The organism is Pseudonocardia kunmingensis, from assembly GCF_006716445.1.
Taxonomy (GTDB): domain Bacteria; phylum Actinomycetota; class Actinomycetes; order Mycobacteriales; family Pseudonocardiaceae; genus Pseudonocardia; species Pseudonocardia kunmingensis.
The window spans coordinates 1,825,437-1,845,570 of record NZ_VFPA01000001.1 but is presented as its reverse complement, the minus strand read 5'-3'; the positions used below and the strand labels follow the sequence as shown (position 1 = coordinate 1,845,570).

20 protein-coding genes are annotated in these 20,134 nt (G+C 73.8%); 9 read left to right on the top strand and 11 right to left on the bottom strand.

Translation table 11 applies throughout. The features are described 5' to 3' along the window. The first annotated feature begins 1 nt into the window (after nucleotide 1). From atpD to FB558_RS08710, 3 genes are read left to right on the top strand one after another with little or no spacing between them, the layout of a single operon-like run. The gene (gene atpD, locus FB558_RS08720) at nucleotides 2-1,429 is read left to right on the top strand and encodes a F0F1 ATP synthase subunit beta (RefSeq protein WP_142050096.1); all 1,428 of its coding nucleotides are present in this window, start codon (nucleotides 2-4) and stop codon (nucleotides 1,427-1,429) included. Nucleotides 1,430-1,440: 11 nt separating this feature from the next. After that, nucleotides 1,441-1,815: a F0F1 ATP synthase subunit epsilon gene (locus FB558_RS08715; RefSeq protein ID WP_142050093.1), complete on the top strand. Its 375-nt coding sequence runs from the start codon at nucleotides 1,441-1,443 to the stop codon at nucleotides 1,813-1,815. Between the two features lie 11 nt (nucleotides 1,816-1,826). Then, nucleotides 1,827-2,288 (top strand): DUF2550 domain-containing protein, encoded by a 462-nt coding sequence (locus tag FB558_RS08710; protein ID WP_342787291.1) that lies wholly within the window; start codon nucleotides 1,827-1,829, stop codon nucleotides 2,286-2,288. Between the two features lie 323 nt (nucleotides 2,289-2,611). Here the strand turns inward: FB558_RS08710 and FB558_RS08705 are convergent, their stop codons facing one another. From FB558_RS08705 to FB558_RS08680, 6 genes are all read right to left on the bottom strand, one after another. After that, nucleotides 2,612-3,190, bottom strand: a complete 579-nt coding sequence (locus FB558_RS08705; protein ID WP_142050090.1) for a cob(I)yrinic acid a,c-diamide adenosyltransferase — start codon at nucleotides 3,188-3,190, stop codon at nucleotides 2,612-2,614. Nucleotides 3,191-3,311: 121 nt separating this feature from the next. Beyond that, nucleotides 3,312-3,914 (bottom strand): DedA family protein, encoded by a 603-nt coding sequence (locus FB558_RS08700; RefSeq protein ID WP_246106326.1) that lies wholly within the window; start codon nucleotides 3,912-3,914, stop codon nucleotides 3,312-3,314. Nucleotides 3,915-3,919: 5 nt separating this feature from the next. Next, a complete protein-coding gene (locus FB558_RS08695; RefSeq protein ID WP_170231241.1) occupies nucleotides 3,920-5,140 on the bottom strand; it encodes an alpha/beta hydrolase family protein in 1,221 nt (406 codons plus the stop codon). 84 nt (nucleotides 5,141-5,224) lie between these two features. Further along, nucleotides 5,225-5,890 carry a response regulator gene (locus tag FB558_RS08690; RefSeq protein WP_142050082.1) on the bottom strand — a complete coding sequence of 222 codons (666 nt, stop codon included), beginning with the start codon at nucleotides 5,888-5,890 and terminating at the stop codon, nucleotides 5,225-5,227. Next, a complete protein-coding gene (locus tag FB558_RS08685; protein WP_142050079.1) occupies nucleotides 5,887-7,500 on the bottom strand; it encodes a sensor histidine kinase in 1,614 nt (537 codons plus the stop codon). Before FB558_RS08685 ends, FB558_RS08690 begins: the two co-directional genes overlap by 4 nt. Nucleotides 7,501-7,528: 28 nt before the next feature. After that, nucleotides 7,529-8,260, bottom strand: coding sequence for an SDR family NAD(P)-dependent oxidoreductase (locus FB558_RS08680; RefSeq protein WP_142053904.1), 732 nt, complete (start codon nucleotides 8,258-8,260; stop codon nucleotides 7,529-7,531). 89 nt (nucleotides 8,261-8,349) lie between these two features. On the opposite strand from FB558_RS08680, the gene FB558_RS08675 reads away from it, so the two are divergent. Together FB558_RS08675 and murA are read left to right on the top strand one after the other, a co-directional pair. Continuing rightward, complete coding sequence (locus FB558_RS08675) at nucleotides 8,350-8,961, top strand: TetR/AcrR family transcriptional regulator (RefSeq protein ID WP_142050076.1); 612 nt, start codon at nucleotides 8,350-8,352, stop codon at nucleotides 8,959-8,961. Nucleotides 8,962-8,990: 29 nt separating this feature from the next. Continuing rightward, a complete protein-coding gene (gene murA, locus FB558_RS08670; protein WP_142050074.1) occupies nucleotides 8,991-10,259 on the top strand; it encodes a UDP-N-acetylglucosamine 1-carboxyvinyltransferase in 1,269 nt (422 codons plus the stop codon). Here murA and FB558_RS08665 read toward each other — a convergent pair. From FB558_RS08665 to FB558_RS08655, 3 genes are read right to left on the bottom strand one after another with little or no spacing between them, the layout of a single operon-like run. Next, nucleotides 10,256-11,254 carry a substrate-binding domain-containing protein gene (locus tag FB558_RS08665; RefSeq protein ID WP_142050071.1) on the bottom strand — a complete coding sequence of 333 codons (999 nt, stop codon included), beginning with the start codon at nucleotides 11,252-11,254 and terminating at the stop codon, nucleotides 10,256-10,258. The two genes, murA and FB558_RS08665, sit on opposite strands and share 4 nt — an antisense overlap. Nucleotides 11,255-11,287: 33 nt before the next feature. After that, nucleotides 11,288-12,295: an ABC transporter permease gene (locus tag FB558_RS08660; protein WP_142050068.1), complete on the bottom strand. Its 1,008-nt coding sequence runs from the start codon at nucleotides 12,293-12,295 to the stop codon at nucleotides 11,288-11,290. Then, nucleotides 12,292-13,872, bottom strand: a complete 1,581-nt coding sequence (locus tag FB558_RS08655) for a sugar ABC transporter ATP-binding protein (RefSeq protein WP_342787290.1) — start codon at nucleotides 13,870-13,872, stop codon at nucleotides 12,292-12,294. Before FB558_RS08655 ends, FB558_RS08660 begins: the two co-directional genes overlap by 4 nt. A 176-nt stretch (nucleotides 13,873-14,048) precedes the next feature. Between FB558_RS08655 and FB558_RS08650 the strand changes: the two genes are divergently transcribed. After that, nucleotides 14,049-14,783, top strand: coding sequence for a DedA family protein (locus FB558_RS08650; protein WP_142050065.1), 735 nt, complete (start codon nucleotides 14,049-14,051; stop codon nucleotides 14,781-14,783). A gap of 239 nt (nucleotides 14,784-15,022) precedes the next feature. Continuing rightward, complete coding sequence (locus FB558_RS08645; RefSeq protein WP_170231240.1) at nucleotides 15,023-15,781, top strand: DUF1206 domain-containing protein; 759 nt, start codon at nucleotides 15,023-15,025, stop codon at nucleotides 15,779-15,781. 4 nt (nucleotides 15,782-15,785) lie between these two features. Here FB558_RS08645 and FB558_RS08640 read toward each other — a convergent pair whose 3' ends face one another. Continuing rightward, nucleotides 15,786-16,106 (bottom strand): hypothetical protein, encoded by a 321-nt coding sequence (locus FB558_RS08640; protein WP_246106325.1) that lies wholly within the window; start codon nucleotides 16,104-16,106, stop codon nucleotides 15,786-15,788. A gap of 143 nt (nucleotides 16,107-16,249) precedes the next feature. Between FB558_RS08640 and FB558_RS08635 the strand changes: the two genes are divergently transcribed. Beyond that, the gene (locus FB558_RS08635; RefSeq protein WP_142050060.1) at nucleotides 16,250-18,274 is read left to right on the top strand and encodes a protein meaA; all 2,025 of its coding nucleotides are present in this window, start codon (nucleotides 16,250-16,252) and stop codon (nucleotides 18,272-18,274) included. 12 nt (nucleotides 18,275-18,286) lie between these two features. Then, entirely contained in the window at nucleotides 18,287-18,967 is a 681-nt protein-coding gene (locus FB558_RS08630; RefSeq protein ID WP_211366215.1) for a GNAT family N-acetyltransferase, read from the top strand. 49 nt (nucleotides 18,968-19,016) lie between these two features. Here the strand turns inward: FB558_RS08630 and FB558_RS08625 are convergent, their stop codons facing one another. Next, a complete protein-coding gene (locus tag FB558_RS08625) occupies nucleotides 19,017-20,036 on the bottom strand; it encodes a TrbL/VirB6 family protein (RefSeq protein ID WP_142050057.1) in 1,020 nt (339 codons plus the stop codon). Nucleotides 20,037-20,134 lie beyond the last annotated feature (98 nt).

The window sequence follows — 20,134 nt, the reverse complement described above, 5'->3', positions numbered from 1 at the left end:
GATGACCGCCACCGCAGATACCCAGACCACGACCGGCCGGGTCGTCCGCGTCACCGGCCCGGTCGTCGACGTCGAGTTCCCCCGCAACGCGGTGCCGGAGCTCTACACGGCCCTCACCGTCGACGTGGAGTTCGGCGACCTGGCCAAGACGCTCACCCTCGAGATCGCGCAGCACCTGGGCGACAACCTGGTGCGCACGATCTCGATGCAGCCCACCGACGGCCTGGTGCGTGGCCAGACGGTCACCTCCCTCGGGCGCCCGATCTCGGTTCCGGTCGGTGACCAGGTCAAGGGCCACGTGTTCAACGCGCTCGGCGACTGCCTCGACAAGCCCGACCTGGAGATCACCGGCGAGCTGTGGGGCATCCACCGCCCGGCGCCGAACTTCGACCAGCTCGAGGGCCGCACCGAGATGCTGGAGACCGGCATCAAGGTCATCGACCTGCTCACCCCGTACGTGCAGGGCGGCAAGATCGGCCTGTTCGGCGGTGCGGGCGTCGGCAAGACGGTGCTCATCCAGGAGATGATCACCCGTGTCGCGAAGAACTTCGGTGGCACCTCGGTGTTCGCCGGCGTCGGTGAGCGCACCCGTGAGGGCAACGACCTCATCACGGAGATGACCGAGTCCGGCGTCATCAACGACACCGCGCTGGTCTTCGGCCAGATGGACGAGCCGCCTGGCACGCGTATGCGCGTCGCCCTGTCGGCGCTGACGATGGCGGAGTACTTCCGCGACGAGCTGAACCAGGACGTGCTGCTCTTCATCGACAACATCTTCCGGTTCACCCAGGCCGGTTCCGAGGTCTCCACGCTGCTCGGCCGCATGCCGTCCGCGGTGGGCTACCAGCCCACCCTGGCCGACGAGATGGGCGAGCTGCAGGAGCGGATCACGTCGACCCGCGGCCGCTCGATCACCTCGATGCAGGCGATCTACGTGCCCGCGGACGACTACACCGACCCGGCGCCCGCCACCACGTTCGCGCACCTCGACGCCACCACGGAGCTTTCCCGCCCGATCTCCCAGAAGGGGATCTACCCGGCGGTGGACCCGCTGACGTCGACCTCGCGGATCCTCGACCCGCAGTACATCGGCGACGAGCACTTCCGCGTGGCCAACGAGGTGAAGCGCATCCTGCAGAAGTACAACGACCTGCAGGACATCATCGCGATCATGGGTATCGACGAGCTCTCCGAGGAGGACCGGCAGCTGGTGGGCCGCGCGCGGCGCATCGAGCGGTTCCTCTCGCAGAACCTGCTGGTCGCCGAGCAGTTCACCGGTCAGGCGGGCTCCACGGTGCCGCTGAAGGAGACCATCGAGGCGTTCGACAAGATCGCCAAGGGCGAGTTCGACGACGTCCCCGAGCAGGCGTTCTTCCTCTGCGGCGGCCTCGAGGACCTCGACAAGAACCGCAAGAAGCTCGAGGGCTGATCGTGGCGACCATGACCGTGGAGCTGGTCGCGGTAGAGCGGCGGATCTGGTCCGGAGAGGCCAGCTTCGTCCTCGCCCGCACCACCGTGGGGGAGATCGGGGTCCTGCCCGGTCACGAGCCCACGCTCGCGCAGCTGGAGGACTCGGGCGTCGTCCGCGTCGACGGCACGGACGGCACGTCCACCACGCTGGCGGTGCACGGCGGGTTCCTCTCGATCACGCCGGAGAACGTCACGGTGCTGGCCGAGTACGCCGAGCTGGCCGACGAGATCGACGTCTCGCGGGCCCGCGGGGCGCGGGACCGCGCCGACACGTCCGACCCCCAGGGCGTCGCTGCGGCGGCGCGGGCGAACGCGCGGCTCAGAGCCGCCGGCGCCGCGGACTAACCGGGCCGCGGGTGGGAGCAACGGCGCTGTTCGTCAGCATCGCGCTGTTGCTCGCCTGCCTGTGTCTGGGATACCTCGCCTTTCGGAGAGTGCGACTCATGCGGGGCGGTGGCGTGGACGTCTGTCTGCGCCGCCGCCCCGCTTCTCGTTCCCGGCTCCGGTCCGGTGACGGCACCGCGGGCTGGCACTTCGGCGTCGGCCGCTACCGGGGCGACGAGCTCGCCTGGTTCCGCCTGACCTCCCTGCGTCCGGGCCCGACGGTCGTCGTCGACCGCACCGAGCTCGAGATCGTCGACCGCCGCACACCGGCCAACCCCGAGGCCTACGTCATCCCGCACGGGGCCTCGGTGCTGCTCTGCCGCATCCGCGGCGTCGAGCTGGAGCTCGCCATGGCCCCCGGCGTCCTGACTGGATTCCTGTCCTGGGTGGAGGCCACTCCACCCGGCCGCACCGGCTACCGCCAGGCCTCCTGACCCCGCGAGTCCCGCGTTCCGACAGCGCGAGTCTCCCCTTCGGACAGGGTGAGTCTCCCCTTCGGACAGGGCGAATGCCGCGACTGAACAGGGCGCGTTTGGCACACGGCAGCACGAGCGGAGCGTTCCGGCCCGGAGCCGCGGCCGTGCTGCCTGCGGCACGAGGTGCTCGGCCTACCGGAACCGCCGCATCGGCCCGTCGGAACGGGAGACTCACCGGGTTGGAACGGGAGACTCGCCGGGTTGGAACGGGAGACTCGCGCTGTTCCAACGGGAGACTCACGCTGTCCTGACGGGAGACTCGCGGGGGTGGGGCGCGGGTGTCAGGGGGTGGGGCGGCCGCCGGGGTGCCAGAGGACGTCGCCGTCGGGGTTGGCGACGCGGCCCAGGATGAACAGCAGGTCGGACAGGCGGTTGAGGTACTTCGCCGTGAGCGGGTTGGTGCGCTCCGGGTCCTCCTCCAGCAGCGCCCAGGCCGAGCGCTCGGCGCGGCGGGCGACCGTGCGCGCCACGTGCAGGTACGCCGCGCCCGGCGTGCCGCCGGGCAGGATGAACGAGTCGAGCTTCGGCAGGCCTTCGTTGAACGCGTCGCACCAGCCCTCGAGCCGCGTGACGTACTCCTCGGTGATCCGCAGCGGCGGGTACTGCGGATCCTCGACGATCGGCGCGCAGAGGTCCGCGCCGACGTCGAAGAGGTCGTTCTGCACCTGCCGGAGGGGCTCGACGACCTCCGGGGCCAGGCCGCCGACCGTGACGGCGACGCCGAGCGCGGCGTTGCACTCGTCGGTGTCGGCGTACGCCGCGAGCCGGACGTCGGTCTTGCGGACGCGGCTGAAGTCGCCGAGCGCGGTGGTGCCGTCGTCGCCGGTCTTGGTGTAGATCCTGGTCAGGTGCACGGCCATGGCGTCAGCCTATGCGGGCGGTCTCAGCCGTCGCGGCCAGTGCGGCGGCGAGGTGCTCCGCGGCCCCCGCGGGGCCGCTCGCCGTGGGGGCGTCGGCGGACGTCCGCAGCAGCGTCGACGCCTATCGCCCGGCTCGCCTGCGGACGAGAGTGACACCCGCGATCACGGCGGCGATCGCAGCGAGCAGGATCCAGCTGCCTGCCCCCACTGCCTTCTCGATCTGCCGGGCGGCCTCGCCCGCCGCGGCCCCGATGCCGATGTGCAACGCGCACCAGACCGTGGCCCCCACCGCCACGGCCGGCAGGAACGACCGGAGCGGCACGCCCGATGCGCCTGCCGCCGCGGGTACGAGGGTGCGCAGCACGGGGAGGAGGATCGCCACGAGAACTGCGAGCGCCCCGTGCCTGCGCAGCGCCTCGGACGCCCGGTCCCAGCCGTGTGCGCCGTACCGGCGCACGATCCGCGTCTCCCGCAGCCGTGGCCCGTACCGGCGTCCGACCGCGTAGCCGATGCCGTCGCCCGCGATCGCGGCCGCGCTGGTCGCCGACCACATGGCGAGGAACGTCGGCGCGTCGTCCGCGATGGTGCCCAGCACGAACAGCCCGGTCTCGCCGGGGGCGATGAACCCGAGGCCCACGGTGCACTCGCCGAGGACGACGAGTGCGGCGCCGAGCACCACTCCTGCCGGGGGGAGGCTCTGCAGCCAGTCGAGCAGGGCCGTCACGACGCTCACGGGACGAGCCGCGCGTCGGGGTCCTGCGCAGCCGCGCCGTCGAACGCGCCGGTCCGGCCCTTCAGGTGCTCGTCGAAGAAGGCGGTGATCGACCGGCGCTGGACGGCCAGGCTCCGCGCGGGGTCGATCGTGCCGATCCGACCGGTGAGCGCCTCGTCGGCGATCGGTACCGCCCGGTCGATCTGCGGGAGCAGCACCTGCAGGTCCGTGAACGACATGTGCTCGGCGTCCGGCAGGTGCAGGTCACGCTTCCATCCGGTCGAGGCGTCCCAGAACGCGGCCCAGTCCGGGGCGGCCCCGTGGTGGTGGGGGTGCGCGTCGCTGCCGCTGGTGCCCCCGCCGACCAGCAGGAACGGGCGCGAGCTGCCGCCGGGGGCGGCCTGGCCATACTCGGGGGGCATGCTGCCGTCGAGGTTCGCGCCCGCGTCGATGCGTTCCTCGGTGAGCATGGCCTCGGCCGTGGTGAAGCCGCCCGCCGAGTGGCCGAACATGCCCACCCGGGACAGGTCGAGGGCCTCGGCGACGCCGGGAGGCAGGCCGCGGTGCTGCGCGTCGGGATCTGAGCCGGCCGCGACCAGCGCGAGCTGGTCGAGGACGAACCCGGTGTCGCGGGCCCGCTGCTGCATGATCAGGGCCTTGTCGAGGTCGGGTGCCGCGAGCTCCGTCCGGTCGGGGAACCGCACCGGCCCGGAGTAGGTGTGGTCGATCGTGACGACCACGTAGCCGTGGCTCGCGAGCTCCTCGACGAGCGTGGTGCCCAGCGCGCGCGACTGGTTGCCGCCGGGCGAGTACAGCACGACCGGGAGGCCGGTGGCGCCGTCGGCGACGGGAGCGCGCTGCGCCGCGTGGGTGCCGATGCCGGCGAAGTCGGCCGTGCCGGACGGGACGCCGAGCGCGGCAGCCTGCCGGTCGTAGAAGTCCGCCACCTCGGGTGCGAGGTACGGCGCCCGCGGCGCGTCGGGGCCGGGCCGGGCCGGGTACCAGATCGAGACCACGAGCTCGCGCAGTCGGTCCGGCGTCGCGGCGAACGGGTCGGTGCGGTCGTGGTCGACGAGGTGCAGCTCCAGCGTCCCGATCGGCGCCGGCCCCGTCGGTGCCGGCAGGGTCAGCGGCACCCGGGGGGCCGTGGGCTCGCTCGCCGGGCTCGCGCATGCGGCCGCGGTGAGCAGGAGGGCGCCTGCGAGGACGGCCGCCGCGCGGATGGATGTCGATCTCATGGCACCCACGGTCGCCGCCCGCGAGGCCCGCGCCATCTGCCGACCGTCGGCGGATGTCCCTGCCGAAAGTGGTAGACGCCCCTGTCAGGACCGGTCGACCAGCCCTGCCTCGTACGCGACGATGGCGGCCTGCACCCGGTTGTGCACCTCGAGCGTGCGCAGGACGGCGCTGACGAAGACCTTGACGGTGCCCTCGGCCACGTGCAGCCGCCTGCCGATCTCGGCGTTCGGCAGACCGGCGCCGACGAGGGCGAGCACCTCGCGTTCCCGCGGGGTGAGCCGCCCGACCTGCTCGCGGGCGCGAGCGGCGCGTGACATGCGCCCGGTCCCGCCCTCGCCGAGCTGGCGGATGACGCGCTGGGTGACCGTCGGCGACAGGTACGCCGCCCCGCCCGCGACGGCCCGGATGCCGGCGAGGAGCTCGTGAGGGTCGCCGGACTTGACGAGGAACCCGCCGGCGCCGTGGCCGAGGGCGCGCGCGATGTGCTCGTCCTCGGAGAACGTCGTCAGCATGATCACGCCGGTTCCGGGGGTCGTCCGGACGATCTCGGCGGCGGCGGCCAGCCCGTCCATGCCGGGCATGACGATGTCCAGCAGCGCGACGTCGGGGCGGTGTGCCTGCACCTGATCGACGGCGCCGCGCCCGTCCGACGCCTCCGCGACGACCACGATCTCCGGTGCGGCGCCCAGCACGGCGCGGATGCCGGCCCGGGTGAGCGGCTCGTCGTCGGCGAGGACGACCTTGATCACGGTGCTCCTTCCGGTCCGGAGAGCGCGGCTCGCGGAACCGCCTCCTTGCCCACGAGCCGGTCGTCCGCGAAGCACAGCCGGAAGATCAGGCGCTCGTCGGTGGGCTCGCTGGACCAGTAGTACCGGCACGAGCTTCCCGGGGACGGCAGGGGGAGGCGTCGCCCGGGGTCGTCGAGCACCTGGAACGGGGGCAGCTGCGCCTCGACGGCGGCGCGGGCGGCGCCGATCGGGAGCCGCTCGAAGACCGCCGGGTCGAGCCGGTTTGCCGCCCCGACCAGGAGGAACAGTCCGACCGTCAGGACCGCGACCGCGGCACCCGCGAGCAGCGGCACCCGCACGGCCGCCGTGAGGCTGCGGTGTGCCTCCCCGCGGGCGCGCTCCAGGTGCCGTTCGGACTCGGTGACCGCCTCGTCGGGGGCGGCCGCGGGACGGCCGTCGTGCGGGAGGACGGCCACGACCGCGAAACCGGCCCCGGCCGGTCCGGCGCGCAGGGTTCCGCCGAGGAGCCGCACGCGCTCGTGCAGGCCTACCAACCCGGTTCCGCCGCCCCGCTCGGCTGCTGGGCTCGTCGCCGGGCCGTTCGTGATGCGGACCGTCGTCGTGTCGTCGGTGTGGTCGAGCCGCACGGTGACCGGGGCGCCCGGTGCGTGCCTCGCGGCGTTCGTCAACGCCTCCCGCACGACGCGGTGCGCGGCGTGGCGCACCATCTCGGGCAGATCCACCCGCTCGTGCCCGCCGTCCCAGCGCACGGACATGCCCGCGTCCCCGGCGCGCTCCACCAGGGCCGCGACGTCGAGCCGCTCGTCGGGGTCGGCGCCGTCGTCGGTCCGCAGCACGCCGATGACCTCCCGCAGCCGTTCGGTCGCCGCGGCGACGCCGGCACGCAGCTCGCGCGCCGCATCCCGGGAGTCCTCGTCGAGGCGGGGCGACACCTCCAGCGCGGCGGCGCGCAGGGCGATCAGGGTCCACTCGTGGCCCAATGAGTCGTGCATGTCCTGCGCGATGCGGGCGCGCTCGGCCAGCCGCGCCCGGTCGGCCTCGAGCCGTTGCTGCCGTTCCAGCAGCGCAGCGCGTTCCCATCCGCCGGCGACCAGCGCGGCGCGCTGCCGCCCGTACCGTCCGGCGAGCCAGGCCGGCCCGACGGCGAGCAGCAGGACGAGCACCAGGACGACCCAGTCGTAGACGCCGGACACCAGGCCGAAGCCACCCCGGGCGCCGCCGTGCGAGGCCAGGCCCAGCAGCAGGCCGACCGGCAGCCCGGTCGCGGCGACCGCGCCGACCGCGCCCACGACGGCGCGCGTCCCCGGCATCCGGCGGCCGGCCCCGTACGCGAACACGGCGGTCGCGACGACGGGCCAGACGCGGACCGGGCCGGACGTCGTCGGCGCGAGCACCAGCCCGGCCGCAGCGACCGTCGCCATCGCGGCGCAGAGCACGCCGAGCGGGGCGCGGTCGCGCAGCCCGACCAGGACGGCGAGCAGGACCGCGCCCCCGACGAGCTCGATGGCGCGGGAACCGGGCGGTCCCGCCGACGCGTCGACGACGAGGGGGACCAGCAACACCGCCCAGAGCGCGGCGCCGGGCCGCAGCCGCGACCGCAGTGATCGCATCCGGCCGAGCCTAGTGTCCCCAGCCTGGTCAGGCGTTCGTGCCCGCGTCGACGAGCAGGGACGCACCGGTGATCGTGCGCCCTCCCGGGCCCGCCAGGTGGGCGACGGTGGCGGCCAGCTCGTCCGGGGTCTGGTAGCGGCCCAGCGCGGTGAGGGAGCGCTGGTGCGCGGCGTCGTCGGCGTCGGCGGGGTTCATGTCGGTGTCGGTCGAGCCCGGCTGCACGACGTTGACGGTGATGCCCCGCGGCCCCAGCTCGCGGGCGAGCGCGCGCGTGTAGCCGAGCAGTGCCGACTTCGTCATCGCGTAGAGCGCGATGCCGGGGAAGGGCACCCGCTCGGCGAGGTTGCTGCCGATGCTGATGATCCGCCCACCCTCGCGGAGGTGCGGGGACGCGGCCTGCGCCGCGACGAACGCGGCCTTGACGTGGATCGACAGCGTGCGGTCGAGCTCGTCGAGGCTCACCTCCTCGAACGGCCCGTACGGGAAGACGCCGGCGTTGTTGACGAGGACGTCCAGCCCGCCCAGCTCCGCGACGACGGCGTCGACGGCTCCGCGGACGGCGTCCGGGTCGGCGCTGTCGGCCCGCACCGCGAGCGCGCGGCGGCCGAGCGCCTCGATCTCCTCGACGACCTGGGCCGCGAGGCCTGCGGCGGACTGGTAGGTGATGGCGACGTCGGCCCCGTCGCGGGCGAGCCGCAGCGCGATGGCGGCACCGATCCCCCTGCTGCCTCCGGTCACCAGCGCAACGCGGCCGATCATTTCTGTAGTGCTCACTATCGAAGTGTGACCACCGCGGGTTGCCGCCGTCAAGAGGTATCTTGAGGGAGCGTTACAGAAAGGCGGTGCACATGGCCGAGCGAGGACGCCCGCGCGGCTTCGATCGCGACGAGGCGCTGCGCCGCGCGATGGAGGCGTTCTGGGAGCACGGCTACGAGGGCACCTCGATCGGTGACCTGTGCGCCGTCATGGCCATCCGGCCGCCCAGCCTCTACGCGGCCTTCGGCTGCAAGGAGGCGCTGTTCCGGGAGGCCGTGGCGCTGTACGAGGGCATGGAGGGTGAGCCGCAGCTGCACGCCCTCCGGGACGCGCCGACGGCCCGGGAGGGGATCGAGGCGATGCTGCGGGCCAACGTCCGTTCCTACACCGCCCCGGGACGCCCGACCGGCTGCATGATCGTGCTCGCCGCCACGACCTACACCCCGAGCACGGCCGGCATCCGCGACTTCCTCGCCGAGGAGCGGCGCAGCGCCACGGCCGCCGTGCGGGAGCGGCTCGCGCGCGGGCAGGCCGAGGGCGACGTGCCGCCCGGCGCGGACACGGGTGCGTTGGCCGCCTACGTCATGTCCGTCCAGTACGGGCTGTCCCTGCAGGCGCGCGACGGAGCCGGCCGTGCGGAGCTGGACACCGTGGTCGACTGCCTGGTGGCGGGTTGGGACGCGCTGCTGCCTCCCGCGGCGTAGCCGTCGGACGCGCGGGATAGCGTCTGCGCGTGGCAGAGCACTTCGCGGTCAACGGGGGCGCCCGGCTCGTCGGCGCCGTCGACGTGGTCGGGGCGAAGAACAGCGTGCTGAAACTCATGGCGGCGGCGCTGCTGGCCGAGGGCACGACCACCATCACGAACTGTCCCGAGATCCTGGACGTTCCGCTGATGGCCGACGTCCTGCGCAGCCTCGGCTGCACCGTGGAGGTCGACCACGGCACCGTCACCATCGACGTGCCGGCGGAGCCGGGCGCGCAGGCGGACTACCGGTCGGTGTCGCGGTTGCGCGCGTCGGTGTGCGTCCTCGGGCCGCTGGTGGCGCGCTGCCGCCGCGCGGTCGTCCCGCTGCCCGGCGGCGACGCGATCGGGTCGCGGCCGCTGGACATGCACCAGGCCGGGCTGCGCAAGCTCGGGGCGACCACCGAGATCGAGCACGGCCGGGTCGTCGCGCAGGCCGACGAGCTGCGCGGGGCGCAGATCTGGCTCGACTTCCCCAGCGTCGGCGCCACCGAGAACATCCTCATGGCCGCCGTCCTCGCCGAGGGCACCACCGTGATCGACAACGCCGCGCGCGAGCCGGAGATCGTCGATCTCTGCACGATGCTGCAGCAGATGGGCGCGAAGGTCGACGGCGTCGGCAGCTCCACGCTCACCGTGCACGGCGTCACCGGGCTGCAGCCCACCGAGCACCGCGTGATCGGCGACCGCATCGTCGGCGCGACGTGGGCGTTCGCCGCGGCCATGACCGGCGGCGAGGTCACCGTGCGGGGTGTCGACCCGCACCACATCGACCTGGTCCTGGACAAGCTGCGCAGCGCAGGCGCCGAGACCACGAGCGGCACCGAGGAGTTCACCGTCCGGATGGACGGGCGGCCGCGCGCCGTCGACTTCGTGACCCTGCCCTACCCCGGTTTCGCCACCGACCTGCAGCCGATGGCCATCGCGCTCTCGGCCGTGGCCGACGGAACGTCGATGATCACCGAGAACGTGTTCGAGGCGCGGTTCCGGTTCGTCGACGAGATGGTGCGCCTCGGCGCCGACGCCCGCACGGACGGACACCACGCCGTCGTGCGCGGCGTGCCGCGGCTCTCGAGCGCGCCGGTGTGGGCGAGCGACATCCGCGCGGGCGCGGGCCTCGTGCTGGCCGGGCTGTGCGCCGATGGGCAGACCGAGGTGTGGGACGTCGACCACATCGACCGCGGGTACCCCCGGTTCGTCGAGAACCTGCGGTCCCTCGGCGCCGACGTCGCCCGGGTGCGCAGCGAGCCCGATCGCTAGCCCTGGCCGCCCAGCTCCGCGTACACGGCGGCGGCGTTGTCGGCCGTCACCTGCTGGGTCTCCAGGGTGGTGGTCTTCGGGACCTCCGCGCAGTCGACGAGGATCTGCCGGGCGAGGTCGATCGCCTCGCGACCGCCCGTCGGGTAGACGTAGGTGGCCTGCAGCCTGCCCTGCTCCACCGCCTTGATGCCGCCGGACGGGATCGGCAGCGCGTCGATCCCGGTGAAGATCAGGTCGCCCGCGCGGCCCGCCGCTTCCGCAGCGAGGTAGGCGCCCTCGGCCATCGGGTCGTTGTGCGAGTACACCGCGTTCGCGTCCGGGTGCGCCTTGAGCAGCGCGTCCGCGACGGACTGGCCCTTCTCGCGCAGCCACTCGCCGGACTGGCTGGCCACGATCTCGATGGCCGGGTTGGCGGCGATGCCCTCGCGGAACCCGGCGCCGCGCTCCGCGGCGGGCGTCGAACCGGGCAGGCCGGCGATCTCGAGCACCTTGCCGCCCTGGGGGAGCAGCGTCTCGGCGTAGTACTGCCCGACCTGGCGGCCGATCTCGGTGTTGTCCGCCCCGATGAAGGCGGTGTACCTGTCGCCCTCCACCTTGCGGTCGAGCACGATCACCGGGATGCCGACGTCGTAGGCCTTGGCGACGACCGCGGTGAGCGGGGCGGCCTCGTTCGGCGAGATGATCAGCAGGTCGACCTGCTGGGTGATGAAGTTCTCGACGTCGGCGACCTGCTTGCTGTTGTCCTGGGCGGCGTCGGCGATGTTCACCTCGAAACCCTCGACGGCCGCGGCCGCCGTCTCGACGTCGGTGTTCATCACCTCCCGGTACGGCTCGGCGTTGTTGGCCTGCGACATGCCGATCAGGTAGTCGCCGGGCCCGCCGCACTCGGCGCCCGCCGCGTCCGGGGACGGGGCGTTCTCCGGCTGCTCGATGCTGCAGGCGGCGAGTGCGAGCGCGGACACGGCCAGCAGCGCCGGCCACGTGAATCGGTGCATGATCCCTGCTCCCCCTTGGGTCCTGCGCACACGTCAGGTGACGCTGCGGCGGAGTTTCTGCAGCGCGGCAGCCGCGACGATCACCAGGCCGGTGACCAGCAGCTGGATGTTCGCGTCGATGTTGTTGAGGCCGAGGATGTTGGTGAGGATGCCCAGCAGCAGCGCGCCGGCGAGCGTGCCGATCATCGTGCCGACGCCGCCGGCCAGGCTGGTGCCGCCGATCACCACCGCGGCGATGGCGTTGAGCTCGTAGCCGATGCCGTCGTTGGGGCTGCCCTGGCTCAGCTGGCCCGCGTGGATGATCCCGGCCACGGCCGTCAGCAGGCCGGCGATGACGAAGACCGCGATCTTCACACGGGTGACGGGCACACCGGCGAGCCGCGCGGCCCGCTCGTTGCCCCCGATCGCGTAGACGTGCCGGGCGAACGCCGTGGTCCGCAGCACGACGACGGCGATCGCGCCCAGCACCAGGAAGATGACTGCCGGGACCGGCAGCACCCCGTTGATTGAACCGCGGAGGATCTCGAACGACGGCGGCGCCTGCTGCGGCCCGTCGCCGTACGCGATCGGCACGCCGACCCCGCCGGACCAGATGCGCGCGAGGCCGCGGGCCACCTGGAGCCCGGCGAGCGTGACGATGAACGCCTGGATGCCGACGACGGCGGTCGCGACGCCCTGCAGCGCGCCGAACGCCGCGCCGATGAGCAGCACGACCAGCACGGTGGGCAGCACGCCCCACCCGTTGTCGACCATCAGGATCGCGGTGCCGACCGCGGAGAGCCCGAGCACCGCGCCGACCGACAGGTCGATCCCGCCGATCAGGATCACGAAGGTCATCCCGATGGCGATGATGCCGATCTCCGACACCGCGCGCACGACGTTGCCCAGGTTGCTCACCGACAGGAAGATGATCTCCCCGTTGCGGACCGGTGAGGCCAGCACGGCCACGACGAACACCACCACCAGGCCGAACAGGCTCTGGAAGCGGAACAGCGTGTCCGTGTTCACCAGCCGGCGCTTCACGCCGGCGCTCTCCCTCATGCCTGCCCCTCCGGGGTCGAGCCCATCGCGGCGGCCAGGACGGCCGCTTGGTTCGTGCGGTGCCGCGGCATGTCCGCGGCCACCCGGCCGCCCCGCAGCACGACGATCCGGTCGCAGACGCCGAGCAGTTCGGGCAGCTCCGACGAGGCGAACAGGATCCCGAGCCCGTCGTCGGCGAGGCTGCGCAACAGGCGGTACAGCTCGGCCTTCGCCCCGATGTCGATGCCGCGCGTGGGCTCGTCGAGCAGCAGGAGGCGGGGCCGGGCGAGCAACTGCCGGGCGAACACCACCTTCTGCTGGTTGCCGCCGGAGAGCGTGCCCACGGGCACCGCGGGTGATGCAGCCCTGATCCCGAGCGCCGCGATCTGCTCGCGGACGGCCCGCCGCTCGCGGCGCAACCGCACGACGCCCGCGGTGCACAGCGACCGCAGCGCGGTGAGCACGATGTTGTGGGCGACCGGGTGCTGCAGCTGCAGGCCCGAGCGCCGCCGGTCCTCCGACACGAAACCCACGCCGCGAGCGAGCGCCGCCCGCGGTCCGGACGGCGCGTAGTCGCGCCCGTCCAGCCGCACCGATCCGGTGCGCCGGCCCGCGGGGGCGGCGCCGTAGAGCGACTCCAGCAGCTCGGTCCGGCCCGCGCCCATCAGCCCGGCGAGGCCGACGATCTCGCCGGCGTGGACGGTGAGGTCGATGCCCGCCGGGTCGGTGCGGCCTGCCCGGCGCGCCTTCGGGTGCAGAGCCAGGTTCCGGACCTCCAGCAGCACGGCGCCAGGGGTTGTGTCGCCGTCGGTGCCGAACTGCTCGTCCTCGGCCCGCCCCACCATCAGCTCGATGACGTCCTGGCGGCTCGCGGTGCGCGGGTCGACGGTGCCGGCCACCCGCCCGTTGCGCATGACGGTGGCCCGGTCGGCGATCTCCTCGATCTCCTCCATCCGGTGCGAGATGTAGACGATCGCGACGCCGCGCTCGCGCAGCCGGTCGATGGTCGCGAACAGCAGCCGCACCTCGGCGTCGGCCAGCGCGGCCGTGGGCTCATCCATGATCAGCACCCGGGCGCCCCTGGGCTCGCGCGTCGGCTGCGGGCCCGAGTGGGTGGACAGCGCTTTGGCGATCTCCACGAGTTGCTGCTCGCCGACCCGCAGGGAGCCGACGGCGCGGGTCGGGTCGAGCTCGACCCCGAGCTCGGCGAGCTGTGCCGCGGCCGCGGCGGCCATGCGCCGGGCGTCGACGGTGCGCAGCCGGGTGCGGGGCTCGCGCCCGAGGAAGATGTTCTCGGCCACCGACAGCCCGGGCACGAGGTCCAGCTCCTGGTGGATCATCGCGATGCCGGCCGCCTGCGCGTCGGCCGGCCCGCGGAAGCGGTGCTCCCGGCCCGCCACGGTGATCGTGCCCTCGTGGTCGGTGATGACGCCGGCGAGCACGTTCATCAGGGTCGACTTGCCGGCGCCGTTCTCACCGAGCAGTGCCCGGACCTCGCCCGGTCGCACCGCGAGGTCCACGTCCGCGCACGCGAGCACGCCGGCGAACCGCTTGGTGATGCCGGACATGGTGACGAGCGCGCCGGAGCTGTCGGGCACGGGCACCTCCCGCCTGCGACCACGTCGTCGGGATCGAGAAATCGATTCCAGCGAGGCTGAACGTAGGGAAGGTCACACCGCCGGTGCAACCCCGAATCCGCGACCGGGAGAGGGGGGACATCCCTACCCCGGTTCAGGGGTTGCCCGGATGGGCCGGGCGCGCTCGAGGGGCCAGGGTGGACGACGTGATCACCGAATGGCTGGACGCGTTCTTCGCGATGATCGACGCGGTCCCGGCGTGGCAGCTCTACGCGGTGGTCGGCCTGCTGCTGGTGCTGGAGACGACCGTGCTGATCGGGCTGGTGACGCCGGGCGAGGTCGTCCTGCTCGCGGCGGCGACCACGGTGGGGAGCGCGGGGGAGTACGCGGCGCTGGCGGCCGTCGCCGCCGGGGCGAGCCTGACCGGGCAGACCGGGGGGTACCTGCTCGGCCGGAGGTTCGGGGGCCGGATCCGGGCGAGCTGGGCGGGACGCAAGGTCGGGGAGTCGAACTGGGTGCGGGCCGAGGGCGTGCTGCGCGGAGGTACCGGGCGTGCCGTCGTCGGCTCGCGGTTCCTGGCCGTCGCGCACTCGCTGGTGCCCGTCATCGCCGGGACGCTGCGCATGCCGCTGGGGCGGTACGCGCGCTACACGGCGCTGGGGGCGGTCGTCTGGGGGCTGGTGTACGTCGGGCTGGGGAGCGCGGCGTCGCTCGCGATCCGGCACTCCGCGCACCTGCTCGGGCCGACCGTGACGGGCGTGGTGATCGCGGCCGTTGCGGTCGCGGTGGGGGTGCGGGCGGTGCGCAAGCGCCGGCGTGGACGGGCTGGGGAGCCGGTCGACGCGGGCCCGCCGGCCGCTCCGGTCCCAGTGGGGACGGGGTGCGGTGACCCGTCGGGGGGCGGGTCACCGCAGGCGCCAGGGGGGCGCTGAGGGAGCCGGGCGTCCGCGGGGGCGGCGCCCGGCCCCACCGGGTGAGGTGGTCGTGTTCCGGGGGGAGCACGGCCACCTCGCTGCGTTGGGCCGAAGGGAGCAGCAGGGCCTGCGGAGTCCGGGGGTGCGTGCGACGGTGCGATCACCGCACGAGGAGGTCACATGAACGGCGCTGCCGGATGAACCACGCAGGGCGCACCGCCCACCGATCCGCGAAGAGCGCCGCGCGCAGCCGGCCAGTGAAGGCAGGCGCCCGGATCGGGATCGCGGCCTACGGGCTCACCCACCTGCTGGTCGCCTGGATCGCGCTGCAGATCGCGTTCGGCGGCAGCGGTGAGCAGGCCGACCAGAACGGGGCGTTCCAGACCATCGGGCAGCAACCGCTCGGCCGGGCGTTGCTCTGGGTGCTGGTCGCCGGCTTCGCCGCCGTCGCCCTCTGGCGGCTGGAGCAGGTGTTCTGGGGGTTCTCCTACGAGTCCGACCGCGTGACGAAGCTGCGCAAGCGGGTCGTCAGCGGTGGCAAGGCCGTGGTCTTCGCCGTCCTGACGGTGCTGGCCGCCGGCACCGCGGTGGGCAGCGGCGGGGGCGGCGGTCAGCAGGGCGCCACCGCCGGCGTGCTCGGGATGCCCGGCGGGCAGCTCCTCGTCGGGGTGGTGGGGGTCGGGATCCTGGTCGCCGGCGTGGTCACCGTGGTCACCGGGGTGCAGCAGCGCTTCCGGCGCGACATGTCCCTGCCGTCGGACCGGCACGCGCGGGCGGTCGCCCTGCGGACCGGGCAGGTCGGGTTCGCGGCGAAGGGCGTCGCGCTCGGCCTGATCGGCGTGCTCGTCGTCGTCGCCGCCGTGCGGTTGCGCCCCGAGGAGGCGTCGGGCATGGACACGGCGCTGCGGACGCTGGCCGGGCAGCCGTTCGGGCCGTACCTGCTCGCGGCCGTCGCGCTCGGGCTGCTGGCCTACGGGCTGTTCTGCTTCTTCGACGCGCGCTACCACCGCGTCTGAGGTCTCAGTCCGAGGGGCCGCTCACGACCACGCGGGCGGCGGCGAGGTCGGCGGGGAACACGAGCAGGCGGTAGGCGCTGCCCGACCGGCCGACGGTCGCGCGGACGCCGGCGGCCGCGAGCCGGGAGCGCAGCACCTGCGCCGCGGCCTCCGTCGGCACCCGGGACACCTCGGTGAGCAGGCCGTCGCCGGTCGGGTCGTCGGGGTCGGGGATGTGCGGGGCCGGTTGGTCGCGACCGGTGCCGAACGTCCAGCGCAGCGCGATCAGGATCATCGCCAGCATCAGGACGCCGCCGACGAGAGCGGTGAGCGGGGCGGCGGTCACCCCCTGATTGTGCGCCGCACCGGCGGGCAGCGCGCGTCCCCCTGGATCGATCCGCAGGTGTGACGCCGCTCCTCGGACGGGGCCGCGGGGGCTACCTGCCAGTAGCATCACGTCCCAGCTCATCCTCGACGCGGAGGTGCCCGGTGCCGTACCCGACCGACCGCGAGCGCGACCGACCGTGGGTCATCCGCACCTACGCGGGCCACTCGTCCGCCGAGAAGTCCAACGCGCTCTACCGGCGGAACCTCGCCAAGGGCCAGACCGGCCTGTCCGTCGCCTTCGACCTGCCGACCCAGACCGGTTACGACCCCGACGACGAGCTCGCGAAGGGCGAGGTCGGCAAGGTCGGGGTGCCGGTCAGCCACATCGGCGACATGCGAACGCTCTTCGACGGCATCCCGATGGCCGAGGCCAACACCTCGATGACGATCAACGCCCCGGCGATGTGGCTGCTCGCGCTCTACGTCGCGGTGGCCGACGAGCACGAGGCGCCCCGCGCGACGCTCGCGGGCACCACGCAGAACGACATCGTCAAGGAGTACCTGTCGCGCGGGACGTACGTGTTCCCGCCCGCGCCGAGCATGCGGCTGATCTCGGACATGATCGCGTGGTCGGTCTCGAACATCCCGAAGTGGAACCCGATCAACATCTGCAGCTACCACCTGCAGGAGGCCGGTGCCACGCCGCCGCAGGAGCTCGCCTACGCGCTGTCCACGGCGGTCGCCGTGCTGGACGCCGTGCGCGACTCGGGGCAGGTGCCGCAGGAGCGGTTCGGCGACGTCGTCGGGCGCATGTCGTTCTTCGTCAACGCGGGCCTGCGGTTCGTCGAGGAGATGTGCAAGATGCGGGCCCTGGCCCGGCTCTGGGACGAGATCACGCGCGAGCGCTACGGCGTGCAGGACCCGAAGCAGCGGCGGCTGCGCTACGGCGTGCAGGTCAACTCCCTCGGGCTCACCGAGGCGCAGCCGGAGAACAACGTGCAGCGCATCGTGCTGGAGATGCTCGCAGTGACGCTGTCGCGCGACGCGCGCGCCCGGGCGATCCAGCTCCCGGCCTGGAACGAGGCACTCGGCCTGCCCCGCCCGTGGGACCAGCAGTGGGCGCTGCGCATGCAGCAGGTGCTCGCCTACGAGACCGACCTGCTCGAGTACGAGGACCTCTTCGAGGGCAGCCGGGTCGTCGAGGCCAAGGTCGCCGAGCTCGTCGAGGAGGCCCGCGCGGAGATCGGGCGCGTCCAGGAGATGGGCGGGGCGGTCGCCGCCGTCGAGTCCGGCTACATGAAGGGGCAGCTGGTCAGCTCGCTCGCCGAGCGGCGCAGGCGGATCGAGTCCGGCGAGGAGGTCGTCGTCGGCGTCAACCGCTTCGACAGCACCGAGCCGAGCCCGCTGCAGGCCGAGGGCGCGGGCGCGATCGAGACGGTCGACCCGGCCACCGAGGCGGCCGCGATCGAGGCGGTCCGCGCCTGGCGCGCGGGCCGCGACGCCGCCGCCGTCGAGGCCGCGCTCGGCACCCTGCGCGACGCCGCACTGAGACATTCGACTGCGCCCGACGCCAACCTCATGGACGCCTCGATCGCCTGCGCGAAGGCGGGCGTCACCACCGGGGAGTGGGCCGGCGTCCTGCGCGAGGTGTTCGGCGAGTTCCGCGCCCCCACCGGCGTCTCGGCCGCCGTGACGGGCGGCGAGGCGGCGGGCGAGATCGCCGAGGTGCGCGAGCGGGTGCGGGCGGCCGGGGAGCGGCTCGGCACGCGGCTGCGGATGCTCGTGGGCAAGCCCGGCCTCGACGGGCACTCCAACGGCGCCGAGCAGGTGGCCGTGCGCGCCCGCGACGTCGGCTTCGAGGTCGTCTACCAGGGCATCCGGCTCACGCCCGCGCAGATCGTGGCCGCAGCCGTGCAGGAGGACGTGCACGTGGTGGGCCTGTCGGTGCTCTCCGGCTCGCACCTGGAGGTCGTTCCCGCCGTCGTCGACGGGCTGCGCGCCGCGGGCGCCGACGACGTACCCGTGGTGGTCGGCGGCATCATCCCGCCCGAGGACGCCGCGGCGCTGCGGGAACGCGGGGTGGCCGCGGTGTTCACGCCGAAGGACTACCAGCTCACGGGGATGATGGACGAGATCGTGACGCTGGTGCTGGCCGCGAACGGCGAGCAGGCGCCCGCTGCGCGCTGACACACTCCCGGTGTGCCGGAGATCGATGACAGCTTCGTGCCCGTGGCCGACGCCCGCCCGGGCGACGTGCCGTGGCCGCCTCTGACCTGGCCACCGCAGCCCGGCGTGGTGGTGACGACCGGCCGCGTCGTCGAGCTCGTGCCCGCCGACCCGGCCCGCGACGCCGAGGCGCTCTTCGCGGCCCTGGACGACGAGCGGGTGTGGCAGCACGTGAAGGGCCGCCCGGACACCGCGCAGGCGTACGCCGTGACGCTGGACCGCAACCGCGCGGCCGGGGCCCTGCCGTGGCTGGTGCGACTGCGCGTGCCGTGCGCCGGTCTGCCCGCCGGGACCGTCGTCGGGACGTCGAGCTACCTCGACGTCTCGGTGCCCGACGCCCGCCTGGAGATCGGGAGCACCGCCTATACGCCGGCGGTCTGGGGGACCGCGGTGAACCCCGACACGAAGCTGGCGCTGCTCGCCCAGGCCTTCGACGTGCTCGGCGCCGGGCGGGTCCAGCTCAAGACCGACGTGCGCAACGTGCGCTCGCAGCGCGCGATCGCCCGCCTCGGCGCCCGGTACGAGGGCATCCTGCGCCGCTACCAGCGCCGGGCCGACGGGACGGTGCGCGACACCGTCATGTTCTCGATCCTGGCGGAGGACTGGCCGCAGGTGCGGGCGCGCATCCACCGCACCTTGGAGCCATACAGCTGATTTCGCCGCCCGGATGACAGCAGTACGGCTCCACGGTGCGGGACGGGGGTCAGCGGGCGGCGTTCTCCTCCGCGTCGTTGCGCTCGCCCCGCCTGCGGAAGAAGCCGAGGCCGGGGATGCCCTGGATCGCCTGGCGCACCTCCTTGAGCTGTTCGAGCAGCTCGTGGACGTCCGGGCCGACCCGGTCGAGGGTGGCCAGGATCGGCATGATGTCGCCCTCGAGGTGCTCGGTGAGCTGCGGCAGCTGGTCGATCAGCCGGATCGCCGCCCGCACCTCGTCCTCGGAGAACTCCTCCACGAACCTGCGGGCCAGCGGCGCGGCCTGCCGGGCGATCGGCTGGTAGGTGGCCAGCAGCTCCGAGGCCCCGTTCGCGGCCCCGGCGGCCTGGTCGACCACCGAGCCCGCGCGGTCGGCCACCGCGGTCGCCGTGCCGATCACCGCGCCCGCGTCGTCGGCCACGCCTCCCGCGGTGGCGACGATCGTGCGCGCGTCCGCGGCGACGGTGCCGGCGCCGGCCACGACGGTGGCCGCCTCGTCGGCCACCGCGCCTGCCTTCTCCACGAGCACCGCGGCGCCCTCGGCCACCCCGTCGGCGCGTGCCACGAGCCCGGCCGCGTCGTCGGCCACGCCGCCGGCCCGGCCGACGAGCCCGGCCGCCTCGTCGGCCACCCCGCCCGCGCGGCTGACCAGCGCGCTCGCACCGTCGGCGACCGTGCGGACCTCGGCCAGTAGCGCGTCCACGGTGCGGACCATGCCGTCGGCGTCGCGCAGCACCTCGTCGACCCGGCCGACCGCGACCTGCACCGCGCCCAGCAGGTCGTCGACCGACCGCATGATCCCGTCGGTCCGCTCGACGATCGTGTCGGCGCGGTCCGCGACCGCGGTGATCCGCCCGACCAACCCGTCCGCCTCGTCGAGGAGCCCGGCCACCCGCTCGGGCAGGGAGGCGACGACCTGCACGGCCTCGTCGCTCCACCCGACCACGGCGCGTGCTCCGGCGATGACCTCGGACGGGCCGACCCAGACCGGGAGCCCGGCGATGCGCAGCATGCCCCGATCCTGTCGCATGCCGGGCTCGTCGGCTGGGTCGGGCGGTCGGTGGAAGCGGCGCCGTGTGTACCCGCCCCTTCGGGCGTTTATGGCGTCCGATCGGGTGAAGGTCGGCC